The organism is Pseudomonas hamedanensis (genome assembly GCF_014268595.2).
In the GTDB taxonomy this organism is placed as follows: Bacteria; Pseudomonadota; Gammaproteobacteria; order Pseudomonadales; family Pseudomonadaceae; genus Aquipseudomonas; species Aquipseudomonas hamedanensis.
Genome location: NZ_CP077091.1, coordinates 2,818,149 through 2,844,002, shown reverse-complemented (window position 1 = coordinate 2,844,002; position 25,854 = coordinate 2,818,149). Strand labels below are relative to the sequence as shown.

The following is a 25,854-nucleotide window of genomic DNA, read 5'->3' as shown; positions in this document are numbered from 1 at the left end:
TCCTGACGGGCTTTTTTGTTTCTGCTGCCACACTGCTCGGGTTTTCACCCTCGAAGGACGGGTGAGCCGATCACGAAGGAAGTGGCAATGCGGTTTTATAGAGGTGTTAAACCGGCACTGGGCTGGTTGTTGTTATTGGCAGTGCTCGGCTGGGGGCAGGCAGGGATGGCGGCGCAGTTGGCGTTGCATGGGGAAGCTGTGGCCAGCGATATTGAGCCTATCGAGCTGGAAGAGCATGAGCGTCAATGGATTCGTGAAAACCCTACAGTGGCGGTGGCCTCGGTGCAGTACCCTTTGTATCTGTTTCAGGATGAGCACGGACATTGGAGTGGCCTCAACAACGACGTACTCAAACGCGTCAGCGCGATGACCGGACTGCAATTCGAGCATCAGGAGTCGTTCTCCACCGATCACATGCTCGAACGCCTCGAAAGCGGGTCGGCAGATATCAGCACAACGTTGGCGATGAGCGATGAGCGCAAGCTGTTCCTGGATTTCAGCCATGCCTTCGGCGGGGCGGGCTGGGTATTTGTCGGGCGCTCCGGCGCGCCGGCGGTGGAGTCGTTTGAACAACTGAGCCAGCGCACAGTGGTGCTACCGGCGCGGCATGCTCTGGAAGACGTGATCCGGCGTGACTATCCGGCGATAAACATACGCTCGGTCAAAACCTACGCCGAGGCCCGGGCGCTCGTCGAGAGTGGCGAAGCCTACGCGACCATCGAAAACGAGATCGGCGCGCAGCTTTATCCGCTGGGCTTGCTCAAGGTCGGCGGACTGGTCGAAGGCAAATGGGAGGCCGACCACTTGGCCGTACGCAAGGGCTTGCCGGTGCTGCTGAGCATTCTCAACAAGGCGCTGGAGGCGTTTCCCGCCGCTGAACTGCGATCCATTCGCCTGAAGTGGCTGGAGGGCATCACCCCGGTGCCCGTGCCGTCGGTCAGTCAACGGCTGACACAGTGGGGCTTTTGGGGAATGGGCGGGCTGGGGCTGTTCGGTCTGCTGTCATTGGTGTGGAACCGGCGGTTGACGGCGGTGATCAAGCTGCGCCGCGAAGCGGAAAAGGATCTGAGCGATCAACTGGCGTTTCAGCAGGCGTTGATCGATTCAATGCCCGATCCGCTGTTCGTGCGTGACCTGCAGGGACGCTTGATTCTGTGTAATCGCAGTTACGAAGAGGCGCTCTCGGTTCGCCTGGATCAAGTGCAAGGACGGCTGTTGTTCGAGGTCGACGCGCTGCCGGAAACCACCGCAAGGACGCTGCACGATGAGTTCATGGTGCAACTGCGCACGCGTAAAGCGCGCTTCAGTAATCGTCAGTTGCAGTTCAAGAGCGGGCCGCGCGAGGTCTATCAGTGGACGGTGCCGTTTTACAGTGCCGACGGCAAATTACGCGGATTGCTGGGAGGCTGGACGGACATCACCCAGCGTCGGGTAGAGAGTGGGTGTCGTTGTCTGCATTGAAGATGGGAAATGTCCTATAAGACGCGGCTACTTTTCTGATGGGAGGCTTAAGACGCCTGCCCTAGAGTGAACGACAAATGCGGTGAGAGTCCGCGATTGTCGTTCCAGAGGTCGCCCATGCGCTCGCTTAAAGTCCTGATATTCGAACCTAACCCGTTCCAGCTGATGGCATTGCACCAAATGCTCAATGCCGTTGGCATTTATGACGTACTGACGGCGCCGTCGCTGGCCTCGGCCATGTGTTCGCTGGGGCATCGCGGTGCGGTGGACATCGCCATTTGTGATCCGCAGCTCAAGGGCGGCGAGGGCCTGGCCCTGATCCGGCATCTGGCGGTCGAGCAGGAGGCGCGTGCCCTGATCCTGCTGGGCTCGGTCGCCGCGAGCCTGCTGAGCGATCTCGAACCCTTGTTGTACGAGCATCGCCTGCGCCTGCTTGGGCGCCTGCAAACGCCGGTCTCGGCGGTATTGATGCGAGGCCTGCTGGACAACTACCTGTTGACCCCGTTGCAGCCTGTCGGGGCTTGAAGCGGGTCGTTTTTGTTCTGTAATCTTCGCAAGGCATGCTCTGTCAGGCCGGCGCCACGCCCGGATCGAGGCGCCTGCAGGCAGAACTTTCTTCTCGGGCCGATGGTCACTTATTGTGAGCACGCCCCAGGCACAATGTTTTCGGACTATTGAGTGGAGATCGAGATGGAAAGTATCAGTCTATTGCTCGGTGAGGCTCTGAGCCCGTATCACGTGACGTTGACCCCTCGCGGCAGCCATGGCGAATGCCTGGTCACCCTGAAGAACAGCAACGGCGCGATTGTCGTTGAGCGCGAATTCAATCAGGCCCAGTTAAGCGACAAACGCTTGCTGACGGATGTCGTCGATGGCTTGCACCGTGACGTGATGATTGCCGAAGGACGGCTGGAACCCTGCGTCATTGCAGCGTTACGCAATGCAGCGCTGGACAAGCGTGCGCTGCTCTGAAGATGAAATTTATTTTGTGGGAACCTTCCTGCATCCCTGTCAGTCAGACCCCATAACAGCAGGATCAAGCATTGTGCTCCGGTGCTTGTCGCTTGCTGCTACGGGTCTTTTTACAGACCACGTTTAACCCCGGGTTGTCTCCCCACTACTCGGGGTTTCTTTTTGCCCGGCGTTTGTTCATCGGGCAGCCTGATCCTTGAAAAATGCCCGGGCGTGTTCCAGATAATCGATTTGGCGCTCAGGGTCCAGCCACGCGGCGTAGCGCTGGTCCAGCGGCTCGCGGGGCAGGGCGCGGAGCAACCGGTTGATCTCCTTGATGGCCTGCCGTCCCAGCTTTGTATCGGAACAGCCGACGTAGCTGGAGAGATATTTCTCGGTGCCCTGGATCGAGTAAAACGCCAGCTCATCCTCGGTAATCTGCGCCTGTTTCGCCTGATAGCGGATTTCCGGCCAATAGCCCATCACCAGATGCAGTCGACCCATACGCTGCATGGACAGCAGATTGCTCAGCGCATCGTCAGCGTAATGGACGGTCAGCGCGCTGCCCGGGGCGTTGTCGAGGACGCTGTCGAGAAATTCACCATAGCTGCGCCCGGCGACTACGCCGACTTTTCGCTCGCCACCCGCCAACAGGTCGGACAGGTTGACCTCGCCCGCTACCAGATAGGGCTTGAGCATGTTTCGATCCTGCTGACGAACCACCAGTCCATTGCTTACGGCGCGAACGGCCGGGATCGAATAGGCAATCCATTGCGCGCGCGCGCGGCTCCACAGCAGCGCCGGATCGCAGGCAAAGGGGTTTTCATGGAGCATTTGCAGGCCACGCGCGCGGTTGACTCGCATCAGTGAATGTTCATATTGCGGCATGCCGGCGATCAACAGCGGTATCAGTTGATCGATCACGCCCTGGCCCTGTTTCGGACCCTCCAGTATCGTCATCGGCGGCAAGTCGCGCAGCAGCCAGATCAAGGTCGGTTTCGCCTGCGCTCCGGCCGACACGGTGAGCAGAAACATCAGGCCGAACAGCCGCCATGTCCACCCGTGACGGGCTCGGTTGTTGCCGGATGTCTGGAGGGGGCTCAGCTCAAATGGCGCCATCTTCGCGCAACCGGGCGATCTGTTTTTCGTCGTAGCCAAGGTCGTGCAGTACCTGCGCATTGTGTTCACCCAGCTGCGGTCCGACCCATTCGGAACTGCCTGGTGTTTCAGAGAGTTTCGGCACGATGCCCGGCATCTTGAAGTCCTTTCCGTCGGGCAGCTTGGCGTGCAGGAACATTTCCCGGGCCAGGTACTGAGGATCGCTGAACATATCCTCGGCGCTGAAGATCCGGCTGGCCGGCACCTCGGCCTGATTGAGCAGCTCGAGCACGCTTTGCAGCGGCAACGAATTGACCCAACGATCGATCACGCCGTACAACTCGTTGCGGCGATTGTCGCGCCCGTCATTGCTGGTCAGCGTCGGGTCATTGGCGAGGTCTTCGCGGCCGATGATCAGCATGAAGCGCTTGAAGATCGCATCGCCGTTGGCGCCAATCTGCACGTGTTTGCCGTCGGCGCTGGTGTGGATCGAGGAGGGCGTGATGCCGGGCATGATGTTGCCGGTGCGCTCGCGGATGAAACCGAACACATCGAACTCCGGCACCATGCTTTCCATCATGGCGAAAATGGCTTCATACAAGGCCACGTCGACCACTTGGCCAAGCCCGCCGTTGACCTCGCGGTGCCGCAGGGCCATCAATGCGCCAATCACGCCCCACAGGGCGGCGATCGAATCGCCGATGGAGATCCCGGTGCGCACCGGCGGTCGGTCCTCGAAGCCGGTGATATAACGCAGGCCGCCCATGGACTCACCGACCGCGCCGAAACCTGGCTGATCTTTCATCGGGCCGGTCTGGCCGAACCCGGACAGGCGCACCATCACCAGTTTTGGATTGAGGGTGTGCAGGGTGTCCCAGCCCAGGCCGAGTTTTTCCAGCACGCCGGGGCGGAAATTCTCGATAAGGATATCGGCTTCGCCGAGCAGTTTTTTCAGGATCGCCAAACCGTCGGGGTGCTTGAGGTTGAGCGTCAGCGACTTCTTGTTGCGCGCCTGCACAAACCACCACAACGAAGTCCCTTCGTACAATTTGCGCCACTTGCGCAGCGGATCACCGCCGTCCGGCGACTCGATCTTGATGACTTCAGCGCCGAACTCGCCGCAAATGCGCGAGGCAAACGGCCCGGCAATCAGCGTACCCAATTCAATGACTTTCACACCGCTGAGCGGTTTGTTGGCGAACGGCATACTCGATCCTGTAGGACGACGTTGTGCGGATACAGCGTTTTAACATAGCCGGCTGTCAGGCGCCGCAGGTTGATCGCCATCAATTCGATGATTGCCTGCCGCATCGGTTAGACTTGCCGACTTTCCTCGTATCAAGAAGCCCGTTCATGGCCCAGCCGTCCACCACCTACAAATTTGAACTGAACCTCACCGACCTCGACCGCAGCGTCTACGAGAGCGTCAAGCAGACCATCGCCCGTCACCCTTCGGAGACCGAAGAGCGCATGACCGTGCGGCTGCTGGCCTACGCTCTCTGGTACAACGAGCAGTTGTCGTTCGGCCGTGGTCTGTCAGACGTGGATGAACCTGCGCTGTGGGAAAAGAGTCTGGACGACCGCGTCCTGCACTGGATCGAAGTCGGCCAGCCAGACGCCGATCGCCTGACCTGGTGCTCGCGCCGCACCGAGCGCACCAGTCTGCTGGCCTACGGCAGCCTGCGCGTCTGGGAAACCAAGGTGATCCCGGCGATCAAGAACCTGAAAAACGTCAACATCGCCGCGGTCCCGCAGGAAGTGCTGGAGACCCTCGCCAAGGACATGCCCCGCGTGATCAAGTGGGACGTGATGATCAGCGAAGGGACGATCTTCGTCACCGACGACCGCGGTCAGCACGAAGTCCAGTTGCAATGGCTGCAAGGCGAGCGCGGCTGAGGTCGCGGCACTTGCTGATTAATCCCACGTACTGAAGAGAAGTCTCCGTCACCCCATGCGTATCGAACCTCGTCAACTGCCTGCCACGCTGCCCTTCCTGGGCGATCTGCCGCCACTGCTGACTCGCCTGTACGCGGCGCGGGGCGTGCAATCAGAGGCAGAGCTGGACAAGCGTCTGGCGCGGTTGATTCCGTTTCAACAGCTCAAGGGCATCGATGCGGCGGTGGACCTGCTGGTGACCGCGCTGGAACAGCGTCAGCGCATTCTTATCGTCGGTGACTTCGATGCAGACGGCGCCACCGCCAGCACCGTCGGTGTGCTTGGCTTGCGCCTGCTGGGCGCAGCCCACGTCGATTATCTGGTGCCCAACCGCTTCGAATACGGTTATGGCCTGACGCCGGAAATCGTCGACGTCGCGTTGACCCGCGAACCGCAATTGCTGATTACCGTGGATAACGGCATTTCAAGTGTCGAAGGCGTCGCAGCGGCCAAGCGTGCGGGTTTGAAAGTCCTGATTACTGACCACCATTTGCCCGGCGATGAGCTGCCGCAGGCCGATGCGCTGGTCAATCCGAACCAGCCCGGTTGCGAATTCCCGAGCAAGGCACTGGCCGGCGTCGGGGTGATTTTCTATGTCTTGATGGCGCTGCGCGCGCGCCTGCGCAGCCTCGGCTGGTACGAAAGCAAGCCCCAACCGAACATTGGCGAACTGCTTGATCTTGTGGCCCTGGGCAGCGTTGCCGACGTGGTGCCGCTGGATGCCAACAACCGCATCCTCGTTCACCAGGGTCTGGAGCGGATTCGCGCCGGGCGCGCGCGGCCGGGGATCAAGGCGATTCTGGAAGTGGCCAAGCGTGATGCTGCGCGCATCACGTCCACCGATCTGGGCTTTATCGTCGGTCCGCGTCTGAACGCCGCCGGGCGCCTGGACGACATGAGCCTGGGCATCGAATGCCTGCTCACGGCTGACGCCCATCTGGCCCGGGAAATGGCCGCGCAACTGGACGGCATGAACCAGGATCGCAAATCCATCGAGCAGGGCATGCAGCGCGAGGCACTGGCACAGCTCAAGGACTTGCCGGTCGAATCGATGCCGTTTGGTCTGTGTTTATTCGATCCTGAATGGCATCAGGGGGTGATCGGTATTCTCGCTTCGCGCATGAAAGAACGGTATTTCCGCCCGACCATCGCCTTCGCCGATGCCGGCGATGGGCTGCTCAAGGGCTCGGGACGTTCGGTGCAAGGCTTCCACATTCGCGATGCCTTGAGCGTAGTGGCCGCACAACACCCGACGCTGATCGCCAAGTACGGCGGCCATGCGATGGCGGCCGGTCTGACCCTGCGCCAGGAGAATTTTCCGCTGTTCGCCGAAGCATTCGACGCCGAAGTGCGTCGACAACTTCGCGAGGAAGACCTTACCGGACGAATGCTCACCGATGGCACTCTGGCGGTTGAAGAGTTCCACCTGGAACTGGCGCGCGCTTTACGTCACGCCGGGCCGTGGGGGCAGCATTTCCCCGAGCCGGTGTTTCACGGCGTGTTTCAGTTGGTCGAGCAGCGCGTCGTTGGCGAGCGGCATCTGAAAGTGGTGCTGAAAAGCGAATGCGGCTCGGTGAAACTCGACGGCATCGCCTTCGGGATTGATCGCGATATCTGGCCGAATCCGACGATTCAGTGGGTTGAGCTGGCCTACAAGCTCGACGTAAACGAGTTTCGCGGCAACGAGACCGTGCAGTTGATGATTGCCCATATCGAACCGCGTTAAGCCCTTCGCGAGCAGGCTCGCTCCCACAGGTACGGTGGTGTCCTTGTGGGAGCGAGCCTGCTCGCGAAAGCGTCCTATCACACCCTGAATCACTCTGAACCCTCCCGCATCGGCGGTTGTCGACTAGGCTCTAAGCACTGCTTGATTGGCCTTGTGACGTCCTGTCGAATTTTTGCCCGCGGGGGCGGGTGCTGCACCTTTTTCTGTCACTCGTCGACTTTTCAAACAGAACCCTGGAGCCTGCCCACTGATTCGAGAGGTGCCCCATGAGTCTGCTGCTTGAACCCTTTACCCTTCGCCAACTGACTTTGCCCAACCGCATTGCCGTTTCGCCGATGTGCCAGTATTCCAGCGTCGATGGCCTGGCCAACGACTGGCACCTGGTGCATCTCGGCAGCCGTGCGGTGGGCGGCGCCGGTCTGGTTTTCACTGAAGCCACAGCGGTCACGGCCGACGGGCGGATCACCGCCGAAGATCTCGGTCTGTGGAACGACGAACAGATCGCGCCGCTGCAACGCATCACCCGTTTCATTACCGCACAAGGCGCGGTGGCCGGCATTCAACTGGCCCACGCCGGACGCAAGGCCAGCACCCACCGGCCGTGGATCGGCAAACATGGCAGCGTCAAACCCGAGGATGGCGGCTGGACACCGGTCGGGCCGTCGCCGATTGCCTTCGATCCCCAGCACACCCAACCGAAACAGCTCGATGAGCAGCAGATCGCCGAAGTGATTCAGGCCTTCGTCGACGCTGCCAGGCGCGCGTTGACAGCAGGTTTCAGTGTGGTCGAGGTGCACGCAGCGCACGGCTATCTGCTGCATCAGTTTCTTTCACCGCTGAGCAATCAACGTCGCGATCAGTACGGCGGTTCGTTCGAAAACCGAATCCGTCTGGTGCTGCAAGTCACCGAAGCGGTGCGGACGGTGTGGCCGGAAGAGTTGCCGGTGTTTGTCCGCGTCTCGGCGACTGACTGGGTCGAGGATGGCTGGAACCCGGATGAAACCGTGGAGCTGGCGCGACGTCTGCACACGCTGGGGGCCGATCTGATTGACGTGTCGTCGGGCGGTACCGCGGCCAATGCCGAGATTCCGGTCGGGCCGGGTTATCAAACGCGCTTCGCCGAACGGGTGCGCAAAGAGTCAGGCATCGCCACTGGCACCGTAGGCATGATTACCGAGCCCGCACAGGCCGAGCACATCCTGCGTACCTGTCAGGCTGATATCATTTTCCTCGCGCGGGAATTGCTGCGTGATCCGTACTGGCCGTTGCATGCAGACGATGATCTGGGAGGACGTAAAGCAGTGTGGCCGGCGCAGTATCAGCGGGCGACCCATCGGGATCAGCCGATTCATGAGTCGGATCTACGTGATTGATGGACGGTTGAAAAGCAAAAGCCCCGAGCCGGTGATGGTCGGGGCTTTTCTTGTGTCCTGAAAATCATCGGTTGCCTGGTCTGGCGCTATCGCGAGCAGGCTCACTCCTACATTTTGGAATGCGATCCCCTGTAGGAGTGAGCCTGCTCGCGATGAGGCCCTATCAGACGCTACGAAACCTCAAGGGTATTTGCGCTTCTCCGGCGCCGGCGGGAAATACTGGTACAACCACGTCTCGCTCAACGTGCGGTCATTGGTACGGATGAACAAGCGCAGCTCCACCGGCTCGACGCTGTCATTGGTCGGATACCAGTCGAACAGGATCCGGTAACCCTTGATGTCGTCCAGCACCAACACGCTGAAGTCCTGCACCTTGCCGTTGGAACAGGTAACCACCGGTTCGATCCCGGTGCCCTGCGGCAGGCGCTCCAGGCCGCCACCGGTGAAGTCCACGGCAAAGCGCCGCGCCCACACCTTCGGATAGTGCTCGCCCGGTGCCCAGCCTTCGGTGAAGCCGCCCATGCCCGAGCGCGTCGCATGCACCCGCGCCAACGGTGTGCTGACCGGTGGCAGCGCGCTCCAGTACAGCTTGTAGCCGTAATTCAGCGAATCACCAGCAGCCACTGGCTTCGTCGGCGTCCAGAACGCGACGATGTTATCCAGCGTCTCGCCCGTCGTAGGAATTTCCAGCAAATCGATAGAGCCTTCGCCCCATGCGGTTGTAGGTTCTACCCACAGGCTCGGGCGCTTGCTGTACCAGTCGACGGTGTCCTGATAGTTGGCGAACTCGTGGTCGGTCTGCACCAGGCCGAAACCTTTCGGGTCCTTGTCGGCGAACGCGTTGAATTGCAGCTTCGCCGGGTTATTCAGCGGTCGGCAGATCCACTCGCCGTTGCCGCGCCACATCGCCAGGCGATCCGAATCGTGGATTTGCGGGTGGATGGTGTCGCACATGCGGCGTTCGTGGGTGCCGCAGCTGAACATGCTGGTCATTGGCGAAATGCCCAACTGTTCAATGGCAGTGCGCGCGTTGATGTGCGCGTCGATTTCCATGACCACGCGCTCGGCCTGGCAATCGATGTCGAAGCGATAGGCGCCAGTGGCGCTTGGCGAGTCGAGCAGGGCGTAGACTACGAAGCGTGTGGCGTTCTTGTCCGGGGTCTCGAACCAGAACTTGGTGAAGTCGGGAAACTCTTCGCGCTTCTTCGCGTAAGTGTCAATCGCCAGACCACGCGCCGACAGGCCATATTGGCCAGTGGCATCGACGGCACGGAAATAGCTGGCGCCGAGAAACGACACCACGTCATGACGGTCCAGTTCCGGCGCCTTGAACAGTTTGAAGCCGGCGAACCCCAGGTCACCCTTGAGCTGCTGGGTGTCGACCGAGGTGTTTTCGTAGTTGAACAGGGCAGGGCGAAAATGTACTTCGCGCGCCATGCGGGTCTTCGGATCGACGCTGTACATGCGCACCGGCTGGCGGAAACCCATGCCGACGTGGAAGAACTGCACGTCCAGCTGACCTTTGTTCTCCTTCCACAGGGAATGCTCGCCGTCATAGCGGATCGCGTTGAAGTTTTGCGGCGTCATGGTCGCCAGGGTTGGCGGCAAGACCTGCTTCGTATCCTGATAGGCGCTGCCGGCGAGCTGCTTTGCCTGCCGCTTCAACGATTCGAAATCGAAGGCCTGGGCCTCCCCATCGGCGGCGCCACCATTCGCAGCCCAGGCGCGCGTAGCCAGCAGGCCAGTGGCCGACAGACCGGTGTAAGCCGCGATGGCCATGGACGCTTTGAGCAAATTCCTGCGATGCATAAATACAACCTGTCGTGTGCAATCCCGCGCCTTTCCTGGCACGTGCTGGATCAGAAATATCGGTTTGGACATGCCTTTGGCCAAACGCAGCGGACTAGTAACAGATGCCGGCTAGCTTAAACGGTTCGCTCGAATAGCAAAATTCGTTGATAGCACAGCGATGGCGCGTCAATGAAACAAGACATGTCGGTTAAATTTCCGACAGGGTCTTCTGATTTAGAGGGCATATCTGCTTTTTTCGATTAATTACTCTAAAAACTGCTTTTCAGCGCCGATTTAATTCCTATTCTATGGGCAAGACCGGATACAAGCCTTCGTGCCGGCAGGGCACACGACGCTGCTCGAAGAGGCAGGGCGATGTGGGGTTTTGCAGTTTCTTGACTCAATAGAGAAGGACATCGTCCATGGCAAAAATACAGGGCATCACCGAAATGTTAGGCATCTTCCCTTGCTTGGGCGGCGGGCGCAGAAGACGCCGGCTCAACTCCGAAGAATTGAAACTGGTGGAGCGTTATCGAGAGCTGTCGGAGAGCGACCGGATAGCCATGCGGTATCTGGTGGATGCGATGCGGAGTGTTTCGCGGTTTTAACGCCGGGGCAGGCACCGTGAAAGCCATTTGACTTTCACGGAGGCCGGTTCAATAAACCTGTGGCGAGGGAGCTTTCTCCCTCGCCACAGAATTTTGCTCACCAGGTTTTAGCGACAACTTCCCTGAACCGGATACGGCCGCTGGCCGTGCATCAACTCCGGCACATCACGCCATTTGACCCATGCCTGCTGTTGCCAGTGCAACAACGGCACGGTAACGCCCGCCCAATGCATCGAACTCAGGCACGGGTGGTTTTCCTGTGGGCTTGAATGGATTTCGCGCATCGTCGGAATGACCTCATGGCTCAGCCATTGGCGCAGGTGACGGTTTTCCGGGACGAAGTGATGGACGAGGAGGGCGAACAGTCCGGACTCGCTGACCACTGCGCAATCGAGGATTTCGCCGTCCCGGCGCAGGAGGACTTTGCGACGCTGGTCGGGATCGAGTTTCAGCGTGAGGCGTTCGTTCAGCGGATAACCCATCAGACGTCCGAGATCCTGGACACAGAACCAGGCTTGGTGGTCTTGCATGAACGCGTGGAGGAAGCGGTTGTGGCGGGTGAAGACGGTGGGGGTGAAGTGCGTGGACGGCGGATTCTGGATTTGCGTAGACATTTAGTGACTTCCGTTTCGAGTTGGAAAGTCGCCACCAATTCTTCGAAAAATTGGGTGGCGAGCCGAGGGGCGTTCGAAGTCGGGTTGCTTCCTGTCGAAACGGTAAAGCCGGAAGGCCCGCGCCAAACGGCCCGCCATAAAACAGAACTGAAGCCATGAAAAATCCGCAGTTCAATGGAGGGCATGCAAGCACCGTTTTGACAGTTTCCGGCTTCGACCCCGGGTCGCTGAATTGGCAGCGACGGGATAAAGCGTATCGGTTAGGCGCTCGCGGCGACAAGTCTACTCCTTCGACGCACAGCGTAGGAAATTAGGCTTTTTCATGCAGGCTACATCTGTAGGAAATGCCTGTTTTTGCGCTCACGCCAGCGTGACCAACCCTAACCAGTGTTTTTTCCGTTATTTGTTTGAATCTTGCGCATCGCTGCAGGTGCTCGGCCCTTGATTTAAGGGTTCGAAGGATTTATGACTAACGGAGAATTCAATGAAGGTTTGCCTCAGACAGATCAACGGCCCCTGGGATCAGGGCTGGGTGCTGGACAAACACATGGTAAGTAGTACCTTTCTCGGCAACGATGATCGCGGGCATCCATGCTTCGATAATCAGCGTACTGAAATAGGCGAGGCGACTTACCAGCTCAAATACCAAAAGGATTGGACTCAGGTCGGCCCGCTCGCTCAAGCCGTAGCGACAAATGTGTTTCCAAAACTGGAGCAGGTAGGGTTTGTAGTGCCAATGCCAGCTTCAAATGTTCGCCAGCGACAACCGGTAAATGAGGTTGCATTGGCGTTGGGGCGAATGATCGGGCGGCCGGTTTTCTCGGATTTGCTTCGCAAGGCGGCTACGGGAAAATCGCTCAAGGACCTGCATTCCAAAGCAGACAAGGTTGCCGCGATTGGGAACAGTTTTAGCGTTAATGATGAAATCGCTACTGATGGGCGCTGGAATGTTTTGGTAGTAGATGATCTTTTTGATAGTGGGGCGTCGATGGACGCGGCCTGCGCCGTTTTACGTAAATACCCGAAGGTCGGTAAGATTTACGTAGCAGCGCTAACTTGGAAATGAACCCAATGACAACTGTATTTATTGCTGGCTCTATCAATATCAAGAACCTTGATCCAAAGGTTAAAGAGCGCATCAATAATATCGTGGCGTCTGATTTTGACGTGGTTGTGGGTGATGCGGGTGGCGCCGATACTTCGATTCAGGAGTATTTATTGAGCCTCGAGCGGTCCAAAACCACCGTTTTTTGCAGCGGTTCAGCGCCGCGTAACAACCTTGGTCAATGGCCCGCCAAAACAGTCGAATCCAGACATTCAAAGGGGTCGAGAGCTTTTTTTACTGAAAAAGACGTAGCGATGGCAGAACAGGCTGACTACGGATTGATGATCTGGGACGCAAAAAGCACCGGTACGCTCAGCAACGTCATAGAGCTGCTGTCGAGGAAGAAGAAGTCGCTTGTTTTCGTCAATAAAGAAAAGTCGTTCAAAGTAGTGGGTGACGTCTGGCAGCTCGAAGAGTTGATTGCGTTCATGCCCGAACACGCCAAGCAAAAAGCCAACGAAAAAATCAGGTTGTTTGAGCGGATTTCCTTGCTGAAACACGATCAGGCAGAGCTTTCTTTGTGATAATGCGCTTCGTCTTTCTGAGCCCGGCACCGTCCCGGTAGCGGGGCCAAAGGGTTCTGGCGAGTCCCTGCCCGCTGCAATGAAATGACGGTTTGACGCAGGGCCATCATCAGGGTTAACCGTGGTGGGTTCTGATAGATCGGCATGAGTGCATATCCAAGCGTCCGCTGTGATCGAGCAACATCTGGAAGCACACTCGCAGGTCGGGTTCGGGCACTTTCGAACTAGGCTGAGGGCCTTAGATCCGGATAACCCTTGTTTGGAGGCGGAACATGAACACCCGTGGATTGCTCGATCAACTGCTCAAGTCCGGGCAGGAAATGCTGCAGAACAAGGCCGGCGGCGCTCAGAACAAATCGGCCAGTGGTGGCTTGGGCGGCTTGCTGGGCGGCGCCTCTGGTAGTGGCGGCCTTGGCGGCCTGCTCTCCGGCGCGGGCGGTGGTGCATTGGCCGCAGGCGCGATGGGCCTGCTGCTCGGCAATAAAAAGGTGCGCAAGGTCGGCGGCAAAGTCGCGATCTACGGCGGCCTCGCCGCGCTGGGCGTTCTGGCCTACAAGGCCTACGGCAACTACAACGCGCAAAAAGGCAGCGCCCCCCAACGGGAACCGCAAACCCTCGACCGTCTGCCTCCGGCACAGGTCGAGCAGCACAGCCAAGCCATTCTCAAAGCTCTGGTCGCAGCCGCCAAAGCCGACGGCCACATCGATGAGCGTGAGCGCGAACTGATCGAAGGCGAGTTCACAAAACTCGATAACGATCAGGAACTGCAACACTGGCTCCATGCCGAACTCAACAAACCCCTCGACCCTACCGACGTTGCCCGCGCGGCGAGCACGCCGGAAATGGCGGCGGAAATGTACATCGCCAGTGTGATGCTGGTGGACGAGGAGAATTTCATGGAGAAGAGCTATCTGGACGAACTGGCGCGGCAGTTGAAATTGGAGCCGGGGTTGAAGGTGGAGTTGGAGAGGCAGGTGCGGTTGGCGGCGGTTTAAAGTTATCGTTTAAAAAAATCGCAGTGTTAGCTGCGATTTTTTTGCCTGCGGACTGGAGAAAAGCAGTAGTGGATCGTGGTTAGAAAGATCTGACACTGCCTTTTGCGCCTGTGACCAGAGCTGTCTGGCTGCCGCAGGAAGCGCGGTTTTGGCGAGAGCAACGGTGGGCGATTCGGCGCGTTCAATGACGTAGCCTGAAGCGGTTGCCATAGCTTGATGAAAATCGTCTCCCAGCGTGGCGGTGTACCTGTCACGCTGTAGTCGGTGAGTTCCTGCGGCGTGCCGAGGTGGTTGAATTGGCAGCAGAACGGCTTAGCTTTGCGTGGGCCTTTGCCGTCGAGCATTGCCTACGGTCGTAAGGCACCCAATTCGTAGACATAGCTGCGGTAGCGGTTCTCTGCGCTTTCTACAATCAGGTGTTCGCCTTGCCAAAGGAAATTCCGCAGTCTGGAATCATTAACTTGAGATTGTTTGAAGCCATATTTCGCATATGTTGGCTTTTTCATTATTATTCATTGTGTGAGATGTTTTTTTGTCTAATTCTTGATATTTATTTGGAGAAGTTTCCTTGTGAAGGATCAACCATCCATTTCTTCCGTCGTTGTCAATCATATATGTGGTATTACTCTTTGTTACTCGTAATGACCAAGATGAAAAAAAATCTGGGTGATCGGAAAATAATGCAACAATAAATCCGTTACGTTTAGCAATTTCGTGGAGGAGAGCTTGATTCATCTTTCGCCTGCTCAATTGGGTGTTTTTTTCATAATTATCTTTCGAAGCATTGAGAAGTTACACACCTCCTCCGGGTAGGATTGAGCCATCCCGCGCACAACTCAGGCCTTTTGATCACAGTACTCTTTATGGTTTTTCGCAAAGAGGCGGTTTTTTACGGAACTAATGGCCATCCATCAGATGTGTTTCAAGTGAGAGCAGATTTGTTTTTAGTGTCCATTTTAGTGGCGTCGGGTCGGGTCGCTGAAGGAGATGTACTCGACGACGGTAATGCCGGTTTTGACCCGCTTGCCTTTTTGCGTCTCGCCCGTTGCCGTGCTTGAGATCCGGTGCCGCACTGTTGGCACTCGTAGAGCTGTCGCGGGTCGCATCATGGCGGACGGGTTCCTGAAAGAATTCGGGAGCACAGCATCTGGGATCACTTGGCAGCTTTGAATGTGTAGTTCATGGAGCGGTCACAAATTTTTTAGGTCGCCACTCCGCGGTCTGCGCCTGGCTTGACCATAAGAGATTCGTCTTCTTGTCTAGCTTTACAGCGCTCTACAAATATCAGTGCTGCGGACGGATCTCTAAGAAAGAGTTCGTATGGCTCTCTGCTTATTTCATAATACTCGTCATAGTCAACCAACCGGTTGCTAACAGGGATAGAAACATAATACTTTCCACTGGCGGCTTCTATTCCTAAAGTGAATCGCTTGTCTGTATTGACAAAAGTGTCATTGAATTTCATGTTTCTCTTATAGCGACAGTGGTGATATTTCAAGTTTCGGTGCAATCGGGCCTTTAGCGTCGACTATTGCTTCACTGTTTCCATTTGGCAACTTTCCACCCGGAATCCATAGGTCGTTAGCGACGGCTTCATTTTCTGATGGAAATCTTAATCCTCGTTCCCTTGGGTTAGTGATGTCAATGCGCAGTAATTGATTGTTGTAAGAAAGCCAAGTTCAAGGCTCAAGGAGCTCTCAAGACAGAGCTATCTCCGTTAGCGGATGCTAGCAGCCTATCGGCTTCGCTTCTCGGCATAACAAAGGGATGTGCCATCACGTTGTCCAATACCATATCTGTCCACGTTGTTTTGAGTCATAAAACGGGTCGCACCGCCATCAAACTGGGAAAGATGATTCGATATGTAGTCGGCGGACAGATAACTGATTGGGTCGGGGCGCATACCCTTCGGTGTCGCAATAATCTCGTCTATTTGCGACTGTGTTAGTGGAGGTGAAACATCAGGGCAGTCTCCTTTACCACACATCGGACAAATGCGGGACGGATTTATATGCAGTGTTTAAACAACAAATCTGCCAAAATTTTGGGGATTAGTCAAAATGTTATTATGTCTACTTTTTCAGTGTGTGCGGTTAGTTTGTCAAGGAAATCCTTTTCGCTAGTGAAGTTAGTGTTGTCAATCATATTTAAGAACCAGGTCGAGTCTAAAGCTGTAAATATTTCAAGCCATTCTGGTCTTTTAGCTTTCGATTCGTGCATGTCGTTCGCCACAAAACCGTGGCCCTTGCCTTCGGATAAGTAGAAATAGTTATCTTTGAATGAGTAGCCTATTACTTTTGGCCAGTTTGAGCTATGCGGAAGATTTGGCTCCATATCCTTTCTGGCAATCACATAAAAAGTTCTCATTTATCTTTCGAAAGTATAACTATTTTTTCGGATTTAACTTTTTGTCCATCTAAGTGGAATTGTGGTGCTCCTCCGTCGCCATATTTTCCATATGCCTCAACTAAAGGCAGGTTAGGTATCGAGCGTTCGGTGGCGTGAGGTAGTGGCATTAACTATATTGCTCAAAGGTGTTCAAGGTCGATTAGACACCCTTTGAGTTTTAATCTTTTGATCTCATCATCAAATTTGTACTTGGGCAAATCTTCGTTTTTTATGTCGTACTGCTGTTTAAGGAGTCGAAATAATTTTCCTATATTTTTCTTGCTTTTTTCGTCAAGGCTTTCAATTAAGTCGTAATTATTTTCCGAAAGAAACGCTATTTTGCTTTTAAGTGTGTAGTAAGCGCTTATATTTGAAAGCAAGCCTTCTGCATTCGAATAATCTTCTTTTAAATATTTTACGTAATCTTCAAATATTGTTGTCAGCAGATTTTGTGCAGCTTTTTGATATTTTAAAACTCCGCACATTTCCTGCCAGTTGCTAATGAAGAGATGGTCTCCCCAGTCGGAGCCACGGGCAAAATATTTTCCATTGCCTTTAAAGAAATCAGATATCTCATGAGATTCTAAAGCCGTTTCAAAAGTGGTCTTCATTGAAGCTTTTCCCAGTCGTCAAAGTTTTTCAACAACGTTCCAATGTCACTGTTGTGAGTGACGTTTTCTGAACCGATCAAAGCCGCCTCTTTTGTTCCGCTTTTAGTAGCTCCGCCCGGGACCCATTCGTTAGGATAAGCGCCGTTTTCACGCCCGTTTGGCATCTCGTAGCTAAATCTCGGATCATCTGGTTTTATTTTAACGATGTATATGCCTTCACCTTCTAGGGTTTTTGCACCGAGATTGAGTTCCTTGTTGAGAACATTCCAGTCGTTTCCCGATGCTCTATATTTCTCAACTACTTTTTCCATTTCAGAGGAGAGTCCTACAAATTTTCTCTGTGGAAAACTTGGATATCTGGAGTCGGTGATCCAGCTTTCGATCACTATGAAGGATCCCCCTTCTTTTGCAAAAAGCTCGCGGTGCGCACTGACATAACTATCCGGCAAATATTCATTGGGGCTTGGTGGCCTATCGGCCTTGTTCATGTCGATAATTTCATCGAACTTTTCCTGACTCATAGGCAGGTGGTCAGGTTTTGTAGCATTCGCAGTGTTCGTTGGTAATTTGCAATCGGGTCCAGGGCACGTTGCATTTAACCCCAACGGATCCACCCACCCCGTAGGGTTAGGCACGTACTGGTAGTTGTTCAACCCACCCGCAAGCCTGATCGGATCCGGTGTCAGAAACCGTCCAGTCCCAGGATTGTAGTAGCGGTGCCGGTTGTAATGTAACCCCGTCTCGGCGTCGAAGTATTGACCTTGGAAACGCAGCGGGTTGTCGATTTCGCTGACGTCCAGGGCGGCAAGATTGCCGTAGGCACGATATTTCGCCGACCACATGATTTCGCCGCTGTAGTCGGTGAGTTCTTGCGGCGTGCCGAGGTGGTCGAGTTGGTAGTAGAACGGCGTTGCCTTCAGCGGGCCTTCGCCGTCTAGCATCACCAGCGGACGGAAGCTACCGGGTTCGTAGATATAGCTGCGGTAGCGATTCTCGGCGCTTTCTGCGATCAGGCGCTCGCCTTGCCAGAGGAATTCAGTCGTTTGCCCGTCAACGGTCTTTTCAATACGGCGGCCGAAGGCGTCGTATTTGTAGGCTGCGGTGCTGCCGCCGGGTAGGCTGACGCCGATCAGGCGGTGCTGGCAGTCGTAGCGATATTCGGTGACGAGCTTCTGGCCGGTGCCACGTCGTTCGCGGGTCAGGTTGCCATAGGCGTCATAGTCATAGTGGCGGTCGCCTTGCATCAGCAGGCGATTACCTTTGACGTTGGCGAGGTTCGCAACTGGCAGATCGTTTTGACCGAGCAAGTTGCCGGCCGGGTCATGAGCGAACGTTTCCGGTGTGGCGCCGCGAACACTGATCAGACGATCCAGTGGGTCGTAGTGGTAGCTGCGGTTGCCTTTGCGGCTGTCATCGATGCCGGCAAGATTGCCGTTGGCGTTGTAGGCGTAGCGGCGCTGAAAGAGATTGCGATTCTGCTGACCTACACTGTGAGCTTGAAGCCTGCCCTGTTCGTCGTACTGGTATTGGCTGAGAAGCAGACCTTGTTGGCGCTGCCGTTCGCGGCCAGCGTCGAATTGGTGCGTAGTCAGGCGCGAGCCATTGAGGTCGATACTGCTCAGCCGACCGCCGGACAGGTGACGATAATCAAGCGTGCTGCCATCAGGGAGTCGGCAGTGACTCAATTGGCCGACGCTGTCGTACTCGTAACGCGTGGTGCCCCAGCCTTGGTGCTCAGTGATCAGGCGATCTTGTATGTCGTATTCATAGGCGAGGGGCCAGTGGCCGTCGTCAACGTTTACCAAGCGACCCAAGGCATCGTAGCTGTAATGGATTTCCTCGCCATCAGCGAGGGTTTTGACCAGCAAGCGGCCAGCGGCATCGCGCTGATACTCGGTCACCAGCTCACTGCCGTCGTCACCAAACTCGGTTTTCTTCAACAGTTTGCCGTTGAGGTCGTACTCGTACGCAGTGCGACGCCCGTCGAAGCCGGTTTCCTGCTGGATCAGGCCGTTGCTGTAGTAATCGAGATGGTAATGCTCACCGCGTTCGTTTTCGATTTCAGTGAGCAGAAGGCGCGCGTTATCGTAGCGATAGCGCAGTTGGCTGCCGTCCGGATTGATTCGACGGCTGACCAGATGGAGATTGTCGGCGTACTCATAGCGGGTGATGCGCCCCAGTTCGTCGCGTTCTGCAGTGACGCGGCCGTATGGGTTGTAGGTGAAGGCACGGGTAGCGCCGCCGGGCAGAGTGATTTGTGCCAGCCGATTGGCTGCATCCCACTGATAATGAGTAATCGCTCCGGTTTCAGCCTGACGTGTGATCTGTCGGCCTAGCGCATCGTAGCGGTACTTACGCTGGCCGCCGTCCGGCAGACGCTCCTCCAGCAATTGGCCGAGATTGTTCCACCCCAGTTGGTGACGGCTACCGTCAGGATGGCGGATCTCCAGCAGGCGTCCTTGGCGATCATAGGTGTAATGCGTCGAATTGCCGTCCGGGTCGACTTGTTCAGTGATGTCACCCTGGTCGTTACGCCAGTAGACCCATTTGGCGGTACCGCGATTCACCACACGGACAAAGCCCTTGTAGTACTCGTAGGTAGTCGGCGCATCTTCTGGCGGTATCACCGCGATCAAACGGCCGGCCTCGTTGTACTGATATTCCGTGACCGCCCCCATCGGGTCTTTTTCGGCGATCAGTCGGCCTTTGTCGTCATAGGCTTTTAAGTGCTCGGCACCATCCGGATCGACCTTGGCGACGAGCCGAGCCTGGTCATCGTGGGTGTAGATTTCTTCACTGCCATCGGCGTTGGTTACCGTGACACTACCGTTGTCATCCCAGGCGTAATGCGCGTCCATCTGCGAGAAACTGGCCCAGTGATGGATGCAACGCGCGGACTTGCCTTCCTTTTCCCACTCCCAGTAAAAGCTCGCGCCACCTGCAAGTTGCCGCTCGAGAATGACGTTCTGTTCGTTGTAGGTGTAACGCTCAGACTCACCGGCAGCGTTCGTGGCTTTGGTCAGGCGCTGCTGAGCATCGTACGTGTAGGTGACCAGGGTCTGGACGGTGCTCCACGCATCTTCCAGTGTGTCTGCCGGGACAAATTGCTGATAGTCGATAGCGATGATGTGTTTGCGGTCATACCGAACCAGAAGTGCTCGACCGGCCCCGTTGTCCACGCGCTTGATCCGACCGTGGATGTCACGGGTGATGTGCAGGCGGTTGTCGTAGTTGTCGCTGATAGCAATCAGCGTCGCGCCTTTGCTGTTGAAGCGGAAGTGATAGAACTGCTTACGTTCACCAGCCTGTGTGAGAACGAGCTCCGAAGGATCACTGCCAATGAAGATAGCCGCTTCCGAAAGGCTATTGGTGATTGCCGGGCGCTGTTCGCTCGGCATCGGAAAGGTCGTGACACGGTTTTCGTGGTCAGTCCAAACGACTTCATCGCCATTGATGTCCACCCGCTGGGCGAGGGCGTGACTCCAACCATAACCGAGGCCGCAGTCGATTTCCGCCGCACTGGTGCGATAGAGACGCGTCCATGTAAAGGGCAACAAACCGCCAAGTTCACCGTCGGTAATCGTCAACAGCTCTTCACCCGTCACCATCGAAACCGGGCAGCCATTGGTGCAGGTTTTCTTGGCGCAGGTGGCACTTTTGTCGTCGGGCGTCTTGGATTGATCGGGGGCGTCGTCGACCTTTTCTTTTGGCTGAAGCGAGGTCTGATTTTGCTTTTTATCTCGTGGAAACGAAGAGGCTTCTTTGACTTCCTGTTTCGGAGTATCTGCAGTTTTCGGCAGCTGGCTTCTGGGCGGGAGCCCCTCTACATGGCTTTTGGACTCAGCCCTCCCTGGGGCAGCCTTTGGTGCTTCGGTAGTAGCTTCATCGATTTTCAGCGCTGCGGTTTTGGCCGGCTTCATCGGCACGTTTTTAGCGCTGGCGATGATGGGCTTCGACGCTTGCGCGTGGGCGGGCAGGGCGTGTTTGTTGCTGAGTGTCATTAGGGTCGAGGCAAGATCGTCCAGGTACTTGATTGCTTCGCCCGATTTGACCGTGGTAATGACTTTTGTCCCGGCTCTTACAGCAAGTCCAGCGCCACCTGTCAGGCAGATACCCAGTAGTACGTTGATCAGAAACTCCGAAGCGATCGCTGTCATAACGTCGACGATGACCTGCGGCGGGAGCATGCCGACCCAAGCCACGATCGCCGAGACATAGATGAACATCAGCGGTTCGTCGCTGAGGATCAGCAACCCTGAAGCAATGGACTCTTTCGAAGCAGCGTATAGCTTGTCGATTTCGACGTCCGACAAATATTCTTTGAGTTTTGCGTAGTTTTTTTGAGGGTGGGCGAGCAGGTCGAACAGGCTTTTGATGTCATCCCACAGACGGAGTAGAGCTTGCTCAAAACCGTCCAGCGCTCGTTTGAGCAAAATGACCGAGCGCCCCGCACGATCTGCCGCCGAGTAGCTGGCCCACTGCGGTTGAAACTTGCTCGACCATTCGCTTTGCAGCCAGCCTTCAAGCTTGCCGATAACGCCTTGATAGGAGTCATAGAGTGCTTTGACGTCACTCTGGGATACGTTGGGGAAGAACGTAATGCGATAGGTCTGGCCCTTCTTGGCCCCCTCGATCACTTTGATGCCGCTTGGGCCGATCATGGTTTCGATGACCGGACCGGTAACGTCATCGTAAAAGGTGCCTTTGGTGACTGGCTCCAATTTCACTGGAGTATTTCCGATAGGTACAAATCGCGCTGACTCAAACATGTGGATCAGCGTGAAATCACCCACCAGTGGGCAGGTCGCATAGGTTTCAACGGCGCCAGTCTTGGTCTTGCGTTCTGTCACGCTGACTTCGTTGCCGACCTTGAAGGTCTGATCGACGTCCAGTGCCCAGCCACTCCAAAACCCGTCTGCCCATTCTTTGTAATCGCTCAGGCAGTTTTTGAAGTCCTTGAGAATCAGGCTCACGTCGGGCGCTTTGGCGTCCAGCACTCGCAGGACCAGGGTACCAATCGGGGTATTCATGACGTGACTTCCTTTGTCAGCTGTGCAGCGAGACGCTCTGCCATATCTTCTGTGTTTGGGTTTTGGCGCACGAAGCGCTCAACCTTTCTGCGCAAATTGGCTTCGGGGAATTCGAAGAACAACTCAGGACAATCTTCTGATAGCCACTGCATCAGGTTCTCGACGACGGTGGTTTGATCCTTTGCCGCGAGGGCATCCAATAGCGTTTGAGGAATCTCCCACCAAGGCCACTCTTTTGCAGGACGTACCGCTCTTCTGCCGACTTCGAGAGCGTGTCCGTTGATCAGGTAACGTTGGAATACTGGCAGCAACTCACCTGCTGTGGCACCTAACCCTTCGATGATCGGATGAAGATGTCTACCATCCCAGAACCTGAAAAACACTTCGGTAGCGTCCGGCATTTTCACCTGAGTCAGGCTGCGCAAATGTTCCAGCACGGTCTCCGGCGTGCTTGTGGATACAGCTAGCCAACCCCAGTCCAATGCGTCGGTTTCAGCTATCCATTGCAGAAAACTGGCATGGGAGGTGATCTCGGCGAGATACGGCATTACGGGAAGCCAATCGGCGTAGGGCGTTCCGCTCCAGATTGGCAGCAGTTGCGCTGCGTGATCTTGCTGGTAGAAAGGTTTGAGCGGCTCGGCATCACTCGCCGCGCTGATGACCAGATACAAACGCTCGCCACTTTGCAGCGGCTGTTGCGCCAGCCAGTCCTTCGGGGTGATTCGTTCAGATGGCACAGGCACCTGCCTTGCATTTTTCGCATTCTTCGCAGAACGGCGCGTTGCGTTTGAGGGTGTTGATTTGCGCCGGGGTGAGGACTTGGCCAGCCTCGTCCGCATCAGCCTGTTTCAACACGCCCGGCATCAACGGCGCAGCGCCAGTCCCACTGCCCGGGCTACCGCCGGAGTTCATGTTGATCACCGGCCCGCTCATCGTCACGCCGCCGGCATCGATCTTGATAAAGCTGCCGCCGCCCACCAGCGTCAGTTCCGCCCCGGCTTCCATCACCACTTTCATGCCGCTGCTGAGGTGGATTTCCTGGCCGGCGTCGATGAACTGGCCGGTGCCGATCTTGACGTGCTGGTTGACGCCGACGGTGAGGTGGTCGTTGGCGCGGGTTTCGACTTTGCGGTCGGCGTAGACGGTGTGGTGTTCTTCGGCTTTGAATTCCGTGTAGCTGTTCTTTTCCACGGTGTCGTGGCGTTCGTTGCCGACGCGGATTTTCTGGTCGTGTTCGATGTTCTCGTCCCAGTCGCGCTGGGCGTGCAGGTAGATCTGTTCCTGGCCTTTTTTGTCTTCGATGCGCAGTTCGTTGTAGCCACCACCGCCCATGGAACTCAGGGTCTTGAAGGTGCTGCGGGTCTTGTTCGCCGGCAGTGCGTAGGGGACGGTGTTTTCCTTGTGGTACAGGCAGCCGCTGATCAAGGGCTGATCGGGATCGCCTTCGAGGAAGGTGACCAGCACTTCCATGCCGATGCGCGGAATGGCGATGCCGCCGTACTGGGCGCCGGCCCAGGCGCTGGAGACGCGTAGCCAGCAGCTGGTCTTGTCGTCGGCCTGGCCTTCGCGGTCCCAGTGGAACTGGACTTTGACGCGGCCGTATTCGTCGCAGTGGATTTCTTCGCCTTTCGGGCCGGTGACCACGGCGCTCTGGCTGCCGAGGATGCGTGGTTTCGGGTGGCGCAGGGGCGGGCGGTTGGGCACGTCCCATGGCGTGGCCTGAAAGCGGTTGCGGTAGCCCTGGTGGAAATCGTCTTTCAGCGCGGTGGTGTCGCTGGTGACGGACTCTTCAAGCACCTGCGGTTGCTTGCCTTCGTGCAGCACTTCGGTGAGCAGCCAGAGGTCGTTCCATTTGGCTTTCGGGTGCTCGGTCAGAGCGAGGAAGTGGCCGCTGACCAGTAATGGCTGATCGCTCTTGCCTTCGGCGAGCTGGAAGTCGCTGCGGTGGCGTTCGAGGGCGCGTTTGGCCAGGTGCTTGCCGCGCTCGCGGTCGATGAAGCGGCCCGGGTAATCGTAGTCTTCGAGGTCGGGCAAGGCGTCGCCACGGTTTTCGCTTTCCAGGGTCAGGCGCGGTTTTTCGAAGTCGTAGTCGCGGCGGGTGGTGCGGCTGGTGCGGGTTTCCAGGCGCAGGTCGAAGCGCTTGATCACCGGGTTATTGGCGACCATGCCGGAGTCTTGCTGATAGGCCACGGGTGCGAGTTTCGGGAACACCGTCTGGTCATCGCCGAAGACGAGTTTGTGCGCCGTCGCCGTGTGCTGGAAGTGGTAGTGAATGCCTTCTTCTTCGCACAGGCGCTGGATGAAGTGCAGGTCCGACTCGTCGTATTGCACGCAGTAGAGGCGCTCGGGGTAGATCGAGCCGGTCTTGAATTCGTAGGCGTTGCTTTGAATGCCGTGCTCTTCCAGCACCATGCCGATGATTTTCGGCACCGTGAGGTTCTGGAAGATGCGTTGATTGATGCGGTGCGCGAGGTAGGACAGTTGCGGGCGCAGCGTCACCGAATAACGGGTCAGGCGCTTGCCCGAATCGCCTTGCGCGGCGCGGTAGATCTGGCCATGAATGCCGCTGCCGTCGGGTGACAGTTGCAGAAAGGCCGGTTTGTGCAGCAGGGTTTCGAGGTCCAGCGACGGCTGCTCACTGACCAGCTCCACCTCAAACACAAAAGGCTGGCTGATGGCTTCCCGGCCTTGCAGGGTAAACACCTGAAAGTCGGCAGAAAGCCCTTCGATGGTCAGGGCAAAGTGGGTTTCATTGGCCGGCGCGAACATCCCTTGTTCCTCGTGCTGTACAGCGGCGCTCGTCGACGGCCGCGAAAAAGCGGCTCAACGTACGCGAAATTCTGGAGGGGCGTAAACAACATCGACCAGCAGAGCTGGCCGATGCGTGTAACGGTCAGCCGTAATTAAACGACTGGAGCACGCCAGTCATCGGAACCCGAAGTACCGGATACTTCGTGGGTCCAGGTGATTTTGCGGTAGGTGAACTGCACTTCTTCCAGGTGGGTGAAGTGCGCGTTGCCTGGATCCTGGCAGTTGTGCATTTTGTTGTTGATGGCGACGATGATCGCGTCTTCCAGTTTGGTGGTGTAGTAGTGCTCTTGGGTGCCTTGCGCCGAAGTGCGGTACCACTGGATAACGATCTCGCTCATGCGCTCGCCGGAAGTCAGTGCGGCTTGCAGCAGTGGCGAAGCCTTGTCGTAGACCTTGGTGATCACGACTGGCTTGTGTACGCGCTGACCGGTTGGCTGACCGGATTGCGGGTCACGCGGGATGATCACGTCGTGGGTGAACGCCTGAACCATGACCTGGTCTTCGTGACCTTCCTGGTAGGTGTTGCCAACGGAGTCGGCGGTGAAGGCGCCGGCAGTGATCAGGCCTTGTTTTTCGCCGGTAACCGACATGTACGCTGGTGTTGCCATGGGGTGCTCTCCTTGCGGAATAAAGTTAAGGGCCCGGAGGCGAAATCGCCCGGTGGGTGGCTGAGGGGTATCAAGGAGCGTGCCAGGTTTGGTGAAGTGCCCGGCGGGTGGGGACTTGAGAGCAGTGAGTTACCAAATGGCGGGTTTTTCGGCGTGATAATCAAGAGAAAGTGCGCAAGAAGTTGCGCAGTACTGCGCAACTTCTTGCGCACTTGGCTGCAGGCC

The 25,854-nt window shown here is 56.6% G+C and carries 22 protein-coding genes and 1 pseudogene; 10 read left to right on the top strand and 13 right to left on the bottom strand.

Going from position 1 to position 25,854, the window contains the following annotated elements; genetic code table 11:
• The first annotated feature begins 87 nt into the window (after window positions 1-87).
• The 3 genes from HU739_RS12360 (at window position 88) to HU739_RS12350 (ending at window position 2,433) form a co-directional block, all read left to right on the top strand.
• Window positions 88-1,461: a transporter substrate-binding domain-containing protein gene (locus HU739_RS12360; RefSeq protein ID WP_186551115.1), complete on the top strand. Its 1,374-nt coding sequence runs from the start codon at window positions 88-90 to the stop codon at window positions 1,459-1,461.
• Between the two features lie 117 nt (window positions 1,462-1,578).
• Window positions 1,579-1,986 carry a response regulator gene (locus HU739_RS12355; protein ID WP_186551114.1) on the top strand — a complete coding sequence of 136 codons (408 nt, stop codon included), beginning with the start codon at window positions 1,579-1,581 and terminating at the stop codon, window positions 1,984-1,986.
• A gap of 165 nt (window positions 1,987-2,151) precedes the next feature.
• Window positions 2,152-2,433, top strand: coding sequence for a DUF3509 domain-containing protein (locus HU739_RS12350; RefSeq protein WP_186551113.1), 282 nt, complete (start codon window positions 2,152-2,154; stop codon window positions 2,431-2,433).
• Between the two features lie 177 nt (window positions 2,434-2,610).
• On the opposite strand, the gene HU739_RS12345 is transcribed toward HU739_RS12350, so the two are convergent.
• Together HU739_RS12345 and HU739_RS12340 are read right to left on the bottom strand one after the other, a co-directional pair.
• On the bottom strand, window positions 2,611-3,531 hold the full coding sequence (locus HU739_RS12345; RefSeq protein WP_186551112.1) for a TIGR02285 family protein: 921 nt from the start codon (window positions 3,529-3,531) through the stop codon (window positions 2,611-2,613).
• Window positions 3,518-4,717 (bottom strand): CaiB/BaiF CoA transferase family protein, encoded by a 1,200-nt coding sequence (locus HU739_RS12340; protein WP_186551111.1) that lies wholly within the window; start codon window positions 4,715-4,717, stop codon window positions 3,518-3,520. The genes HU739_RS12345 and HU739_RS12340 overlap by 14 nt, the downstream gene beginning before the upstream one ends.
• Before the next feature lie 146 nt (window positions 4,718-4,863).
• Between HU739_RS12340 and HU739_RS12335 the strand changes: the two genes are divergently transcribed.
• The 3 genes from HU739_RS12335 to HU739_RS12325 all read left to right on the top strand — a co-directional run bounded on the left by HU739_RS12335 (window position 4,864) and on the right by HU739_RS12325 (window position 8,544).
• Window positions 4,864-5,406: a YaeQ family protein gene (locus HU739_RS12335; protein WP_007908961.1), complete on the top strand. Its 543-nt coding sequence runs from the start codon at window positions 4,864-4,866 to the stop codon at window positions 5,404-5,406.
• Between the two features lie 55 nt (window positions 5,407-5,461).
• Window positions 5,462-7,171, top strand: a complete 1,710-nt coding sequence (recJ, locus tag HU739_RS12330) for a single-stranded-DNA-specific exonuclease RecJ (RefSeq protein WP_186551110.1) — start codon at window positions 5,462-5,464, stop codon at window positions 7,169-7,171.
• A 266-nt stretch (window positions 7,172-7,437) separates the two neighbouring features.
• Complete coding sequence (locus tag HU739_RS12325; protein ID WP_186551109.1) at window positions 7,438-8,544, top strand: NADH:flavin oxidoreductase/NADH oxidase; 1,107 nt, start codon at window positions 7,438-7,440, stop codon at window positions 8,542-8,544.
• Between the two features lie 180 nt (window positions 8,545-8,724).
• Here the strand turns inward: HU739_RS12325 and HU739_RS12320 are convergent, their stop codons facing one another.
• On the bottom strand, window positions 8,725-10,353 hold the full coding sequence (locus HU739_RS12320; protein ID WP_186551108.1) for a glucan biosynthesis protein D: 1,629 nt from the start codon (window positions 10,351-10,353) through the stop codon (window positions 8,725-8,727).
• 404 nt (window positions 10,354-10,757) lie between these two features.
• Between HU739_RS12320 and HU739_RS12315 the strand changes: the two genes are divergently transcribed.
• Window positions 10,758-10,943: a hypothetical protein gene (locus HU739_RS12315; protein WP_016771524.1), complete on the top strand. Its 186-nt coding sequence runs from the start codon at window positions 10,758-10,760 to the stop codon at window positions 10,941-10,943.
• A 107-nt stretch (window positions 10,944-11,050) separates the two neighbouring features.
• Here the strand turns inward: HU739_RS12315 and HU739_RS12310 are convergent, their stop codons facing one another.
• Window positions 11,051-11,557: a BRO-N domain-containing protein gene (locus HU739_RS12310; RefSeq protein WP_186551107.1), complete on the bottom strand. Its 507-nt coding sequence runs from the start codon at window positions 11,555-11,557 to the stop codon at window positions 11,051-11,053.
• Window positions 11,558-12,041: 484 nt separating this feature from the next.
• Between HU739_RS12310 and HU739_RS12305 the strand changes: the two genes are divergently transcribed.
• The 3 genes from HU739_RS12305 to HU739_RS12295 all read left to right on the top strand — a co-directional run bounded on the left by HU739_RS12305 (window position 12,042) and on the right by HU739_RS12295 (window position 14,181).
• Window positions 12,042-12,623, top strand: coding sequence for a ComF family protein (locus HU739_RS12305; RefSeq protein WP_186551106.1), 582 nt, complete (start codon window positions 12,042-12,044; stop codon window positions 12,621-12,623).
• A gap of 5 nt (window positions 12,624-12,628) precedes the next feature.
• The gene (locus HU739_RS12300) at window positions 12,629-13,186 is read left to right on the top strand and encodes a hypothetical protein (RefSeq protein WP_186551105.1); all 558 of its coding nucleotides are present in this window, start codon (window positions 12,629-12,631) and stop codon (window positions 13,184-13,186) included.
• Between the two features lie 272 nt (window positions 13,187-13,458).
• Window positions 13,459-14,181: a tellurite resistance TerB family protein gene (locus HU739_RS12295; RefSeq protein WP_186551104.1), complete on the top strand. Its 723-nt coding sequence runs from the start codon at window positions 13,459-13,461 to the stop codon at window positions 14,179-14,181.
• Between the two features lie 254 nt (window positions 14,182-14,435).
• Here HU739_RS12295 and HU739_RS27010 read toward each other — a convergent pair.
• The 9 genes and pseudogenes from HU739_RS27010 to HU739_RS12255 all read right to left on the bottom strand — a co-directional run.
• Window positions 14,436-14,621: pseudogene (locus tag HU739_RS27010) on the bottom strand (RHS repeat-associated core domain-containing protein); the annotation flags it as partial.
• Window positions 14,622-14,637: 16 nt separating this feature from the next.
• Window positions 14,638-14,916 carry a hypothetical protein gene (locus HU739_RS12290; RefSeq protein WP_186551103.1) on the bottom strand — a complete coding sequence of 93 codons (279 nt, stop codon included), beginning with the start codon at window positions 14,914-14,916 and terminating at the stop codon, window positions 14,638-14,640.
• Window positions 14,917-15,382: 466 nt separating this feature from the next.
• Window positions 15,383-15,646: a hypothetical protein gene (locus HU739_RS12285; RefSeq protein ID WP_186551102.1), complete on the bottom strand. Its 264-nt coding sequence runs from the start codon at window positions 15,644-15,646 to the stop codon at window positions 15,383-15,385.
• 590 nt (window positions 15,647-16,236) lie between these two features.
• Window positions 16,237-16,548: a hypothetical protein gene (locus HU739_RS12280; protein WP_186551101.1), complete on the bottom strand. Its 312-nt coding sequence runs from the start codon at window positions 16,546-16,548 to the stop codon at window positions 16,237-16,239.
• A 161-nt stretch (window positions 16,549-16,709) separates the two neighbouring features.
• Window positions 16,710-17,180, bottom strand: a complete 471-nt coding sequence (locus tag HU739_RS12275) for a hypothetical protein (RefSeq protein WP_186551100.1) — start codon at window positions 17,178-17,180, stop codon at window positions 16,710-16,712.
• Window positions 17,177-22,210: an RHS repeat-associated core domain-containing protein gene (locus HU739_RS12270; protein ID WP_186551099.1), complete on the bottom strand. Its 5,034-nt coding sequence runs from the start codon at window positions 22,208-22,210 to the stop codon at window positions 17,177-17,179. Before HU739_RS12270 ends, HU739_RS12275 begins: the two co-directional genes overlap by 4 nt.
• Complete coding sequence (locus tag HU739_RS12265; protein WP_186551098.1) at window positions 22,207-22,947, bottom strand: DUF4123 domain-containing protein; 741 nt, start codon at window positions 22,945-22,947, stop codon at window positions 22,207-22,209. The genes HU739_RS12270 and HU739_RS12265 overlap by 4 nt, the downstream gene beginning before the upstream one ends.
• A complete protein-coding gene (tssI, locus tag HU739_RS12260; protein WP_186551097.1) occupies window positions 22,937-24,979 on the bottom strand; it encodes a type VI secretion system Vgr family protein in 2,043 nt (680 codons plus the stop codon). Before tssI ends, HU739_RS12265 begins: the two co-directional genes overlap by 11 nt.
• Window positions 24,980-25,113: 134 nt before the next feature.
• Window positions 25,114-25,629: an Hcp family type VI secretion system effector gene (locus HU739_RS12255; protein WP_007949952.1), complete on the bottom strand. Its 516-nt coding sequence runs from the start codon at window positions 25,627-25,629 to the stop codon at window positions 25,114-25,116.
• Window positions 25,630-25,854 lie beyond the last annotated feature (225 nt).

Bases quoted from the DNA above. Each gene is read 5' to 3' on its own strand.
- HU739_RS12360 (WP_186551115.1), top strand. From the start codon at position 88: ATGCGGTTTTATAGAGGTGTTAAACCGGCACTGGGCTGGTTGTTGTTA.
- HU739_RS12355 (WP_186551114.1), top strand. From the start codon at position 1,579: ATGCGCTCGCTTAAAGTCCTGATATTCGAACCTAACCCGTTCCAGCTG.
- HU739_RS12350 (WP_186551113.1), top strand. From the start codon at position 2,152: ATGGAAAGTATCAGTCTATTGCTCGGTGAGGCTCTGAGCCCGTATCAC.
- HU739_RS12345 (WP_186551112.1), bottom strand. From the start codon at position 3,531: ATGGCGCCATTTGAGCTGAGCCCCCTCCAGACATCCGGCAACAACCGA.
- HU739_RS12340 (WP_186551111.1), bottom strand. From the start codon at position 4,717: ATGCCGTTCGCCAACAAACCGCTCAGCGGTGTGAAAGTCATTGAATTG.
- HU739_RS12335 (WP_007908961.1), top strand. From the start codon at position 4,864: ATGGCCCAGCCGTCCACCACCTACAAATTTGAACTGAACCTCACCGAC.
- recJ (WP_186551110.1), top strand. From the start codon at position 5,462: ATGCGTATCGAACCTCGTCAACTGCCTGCCACGCTGCCCTTCCTGGGC.
- HU739_RS12325 (WP_186551109.1), top strand. From the start codon at position 7,438: ATGAGTCTGCTGCTTGAACCCTTTACCCTTCGCCAACTGACTTTGCCC.
- HU739_RS12320 (WP_186551108.1), bottom strand. From the start codon at position 10,353: ATGCATCGCAGGAATTTGCTCAAAGCGTCCATGGCCATCGCGGCTTAC.
- HU739_RS12315 (WP_016771524.1), top strand. From the start codon at position 10,758: ATGGCAAAAATACAGGGCATCACCGAAATGTTAGGCATCTTCCCTTGC.
- HU739_RS12310 (WP_186551107.1), bottom strand. From the start codon at position 11,557: ATGTCTACGCAAATCCAGAATCCGCCGTCCACGCACTTCACCCCCACC.
- HU739_RS12305 (WP_186551106.1), top strand. From the start codon at position 12,042: ATGAAGGTTTGCCTCAGACAGATCAACGGCCCCTGGGATCAGGGCTGG.
- HU739_RS12300 (WP_186551105.1), top strand. From the start codon at position 12,629: ATGACAACTGTATTTATTGCTGGCTCTATCAATATCAAGAACCTTGAT.
- HU739_RS12295 (WP_186551104.1), top strand. From the start codon at position 13,459: ATGAACACCCGTGGATTGCTCGATCAACTGCTCAAGTCCGGGCAGGAA.
- HU739_RS12290 (WP_186551103.1), bottom strand. From the start codon at position 14,916: ATGAATCAAGCTCTCCTCCACGAAATTGCTAAACGTAACGGATTTATT.
- HU739_RS12285 (WP_186551102.1), bottom strand. From the start codon at position 15,646: ATGAAATTCAATGACACTTTTGTCAATACAGACAAGCGATTCACTTTA.
- HU739_RS12280 (WP_186551101.1), bottom strand. From the start codon at position 16,548: ATGAGAACTTTTTATGTGATTGCCAGAAAGGATATGGAGCCAAATCTT.
- HU739_RS12275 (WP_186551100.1), bottom strand. From the start codon at position 17,180: ATGAAGACCACTTTTGAAACGGCTTTAGAATCTCATGAGATATCTGAT.
- HU739_RS12270 (WP_186551099.1), bottom strand. From the start codon at position 22,210: ATGAATACCCCGATTGGTACCCTGGTCCTGCGAGTGCTGGACGCCAAA.
- tssI (WP_186551097.1), bottom strand. From the start codon at position 24,979: ATGTTCGCGCCGGCCAATGAAACCCACTTTGCCCTGACCATCGAAGGG.
- HU739_RS12255 (WP_007949952.1), bottom strand. From the start codon at position 25,629: ATGGCAACACCAGCGTACATGTCGGTTACCGGCGAAAAACAAGGCCTG.